This window comes from Bifidobacterium pongonis, assembly GCF_019331805.1.
GTDB lineage: Bacteria > Actinomycetota > Actinomycetes > Actinomycetales > Bifidobacteriaceae > Bifidobacterium > Bifidobacterium pongonis.
Map to the genome: position 1 here is coordinate 1 of NZ_JAHBBE010000071.1, position 3,127 is coordinate 3,127.

Consider the following 3,127-nt stretch of genomic DNA (forward strand, 5'->3'; position numbering starts at 1 on the left):
CCGCCGAATCCGTCAGATCCGCCGAATCCGCCAAACGCGCCAGCCGCATCAGCCACACTCGTTCTCCCCGCAAACCGAGCGCCCTCATCGCGCAGTATCCCCGCGATCAAATCCACCGCATACCCCTGGCCAACCCATCACCAAAATCAGACAAAATCCGCCCATTTTTGTCCGATTCCGGCCGAACCAACCCGCACTTTCCCCACCCCATTCATCAGCCAACCCCGCAACACGTTCACCGTCCGTCACATCCGCCTCCCCCACCACCGAAATCAGACAAAATCCGCCCAATTCTGTCCGATTCCGGCCGAACCAACCCGCACTTTTCCCGCCCCATTCATCAGCCAACCCCGCAACCCGTTCACCGTCCGTCACATCCGGCTCCCCCATCACCAAAATCAGACAAAATCCGCCCGTTTCTGTCCGATTCCGGTACGAGACCTGCCCCAGCTTCCCCAAGCAAGCCACCCATCCTCCCGAAAGAAACCTCCCCTCACCAAAATCGGACAAATTTGGCCCATTCCTGTCCGATTCCGGCCGAACCAACCCGCACTTTTCCCGCCCCATTCATCAGCCATCCCATCTCCAAAATCGGACAAAATCAGCCCATTTTTGTCCGATTCCGGCTGGACTTACCCCGCTCCCACTGAAGCAAGCCTCCGTTCTCCCGAAATCAGACAAAATCCGCCCAATTTTGTCCGATTCCGGTACGAGGTTCATCTTCCCCACTCGCTCACCCACAAATCCGCCCCAGCTCTCTCCGAAATCAGACAAAATCGCCCCCACTCCTGTCCGATTCCGGCTGAGCCCTCAGCCACCCTCACCCAACCCAGCCACCCACACACCAACCCAGCCGCCCACACATACCAAACCAACCCCCACACACACCAACCCCAACCAACCCCAATCAACCCCACACCGCGCCGTTCGCGCAAACCGCGGAACGGCGGTAGTCTTGGTAACTATGGAATTGCATGTTTTGAATCACCCGCTCGTCGAACACAAACTGACTGTGCTCCGCGACAAGAACACTCCCTCCAGCACGTTCCGCGAGCTCATCACCGAGCTCGTCATGCTTGAGGCCTACGAGGCGACCAGAAATCTCGATGTCGTCGACAAGCCCATCGAAACCCCTGTCGCCCCCATGATCGGCAAGCACATCGCCGACCCCCGCCCGATCATCGTCCCCGTGCTGCGCGCCGGCCTCGGCATGCTCGACGGCATGACCAAGATGATCCCGTCCGCCGAAGTCGGTTTCCTCGGCATGAAGCGCGACGAAGAGCACCCGACCCAGCAGATCACGTACGCGAACCGCCTGCCCGACGACCTGTCCGGCCGCCAGTGCTTCCTGATCGACCCGATGCTCGCCACCGGCGGCACCCTGGTCGCGGCCACGCACTATCTCGCCGAGCGCGGCGCGAAGGATGTCACCGCGGTCAACATCATCGCCGCCCCCGAGGGCATTAAGTTCGTTGAGGAGAACATCGATCCGTCCATCAACTTCAAGGTTGTGGTGTGTGGCGTCGACAAGTGCCTGAACGACAAGTGCTACATTGTGCCGGGCTTGGGCGATGCCGGCGACCGTCTGTACGGCGTCGTCGACTGATTCGCCGTTTCGGCTTTGGGCCGCGCGTTCCGTGGTTTCGGATGCGCGGCCTTTTTGCTGCGGTTCCGCTGTTTGGTGGTCTGCTGTTTGCTTGCCGTTTCTTGGCTTGCCGTTTGGCGGTGCTTACTGTTGGGCGGCTTGCCGTTTCAGGGCTTGGCGCGGCGCCGCAAGCGTTTACGTTTCGTGTCTGATTTCGGTCGGAAGGACGGAGGGCGATTATGCAAATCGACATCATCTGCGTGGGCAAGGTGAAGGAGCAGTACCTTCGCGACGCCATCAGCGAATATTCCAAGCGGTTGAGCCGCTACTGCAAGCTCAACATTCTTGAGGTGGCGGACGAGAAGACGCCCGAGCACGCTTCGGAGGGCGTGGAGCGGCAGATCAAGGCCAAGGAGGGCGAGCGCATTGCCAAGCACATCAAGCCGGGCGCGTATGTGATTGCGCTGGCGATCGACGGGCAGCAGGTGACGTCCGAGGGGTTTGCGCGCAAGATCGATCAGCTGGGGATTCAGGGCGTGAGCCATATTCAGTTTGTGATCGGCGGGTCGATCGGCATGGATGATGACATTCTGCGCAAGGCGAATTATAAGCTTAGTTTTTCGAAGATGACGTTCCCGCATCAGCTGATGCGTGTGATTCTGCTGGAGCAGGTGTATCGCGCGTATAAGATCAACGCGCACGAGCCGTACCACAAGTAGGGCGCGGGTTCGGGGGGCTGGTGGGCTGGCTGGTGGGCTGACAGGCTGATAGCTGATAACCAATAGGCAGTTGGCGGCTGACGGCCCGAACAACTACCCGACGTAAGATTGAGCGGCAGACCAAACAGACCACCCCATCACCGAAATCAAACAAAATCAGCCCATTCCTGTCCGAAAACGATACGAAACCGTCACACCCAAGGCTAACCGAGGCTACCCCTGACCGGAATCAGACAGGATCGGCTTATTTTTGTCTGAAAACGGGAAAGGGACTTGCTCCACATGACCGGAATCGGACAAAATCGGGCCAAATCTGTCCGATTCCGGTACGAGACATCCCGAAGCTACCCGAGCTTGCCCGAGACCGTCTGACCTTGCCCCTCCCCATTACCAAAATCAGACAAAATCAGCCCATTCCCGTCCGAAAACGGTATGAGACTGTCACCCCCACTACCTCTGACCGGAATCGGACAAAATTGGGGCATTCCTGTCTGATTCCGGTACGAGGCTGTCCGAAGCTGCCCGAGCCTGCCCGAGACCGCCTGACCTTGCCTCTCCCCATTACCAAAATCAGACAAAATCAGCCCGTTTCTGTCCGAAAACGGTACGAGACTGTCACCCCCACTACCTCTGACCGAAATCGGACAAAATTGGGGGCATTTCTGTCTGATTCCGGTACGAGCCCGTCCGAAGCTACCCGAGCCTGCCCGAGACCGCCTGACCTTGCCTCTCCCCATTACCAAAATCAGACAAAATCAGCCCGTTTCTGTCCGAAAACGGTACGAGACTGTCACCCCCACTACCTCTGACCGAAATCGGACAA

The 3,127-nt window shown here is 58.5% G+C and carries 2 protein-coding genes; both read left to right on the forward strand.

Features of this window, described 5'->3' with window-relative positions:
* The first annotated feature begins 964 nt into the window (after positions 1 to 964).
* Complete coding sequence (gene upp, locus KIH75_RS09920) at positions 965 to 1,606, forward strand: uracil phosphoribosyltransferase (protein WP_219056538.1); 642 nt, start codon at positions 965 to 967, stop codon at positions 1,604 to 1,606.
* Positions 1,607 to 1,824: 218 nt separating this feature from the next.
* Positions 1,825 to 2,304, forward strand: a complete 480-nt coding sequence (rlmH, locus tag KIH75_RS09925; protein WP_219056539.1) for a 23S rRNA (pseudouridine(1915)-N(3))-methyltransferase RlmH — start codon at positions 1,825 to 1,827, stop codon at positions 2,302 to 2,304.
* Positions 2,305 to 3,127: the final 823 nt, after the last annotated feature.

Bases quoted from the DNA above. Each gene is read 5' to 3' on its own strand.
- upp (WP_219056538.1), top strand. From the start codon at position 965: ATGGAATTGCATGTTTTGAATCACCCGCTCGTCGAACACAAACTGACT.
- rlmH (WP_219056539.1), top strand. From the start codon at position 1,825: ATGCAAATCGACATCATCTGCGTGGGCAAGGTGAAGGAGCAGTACCTT.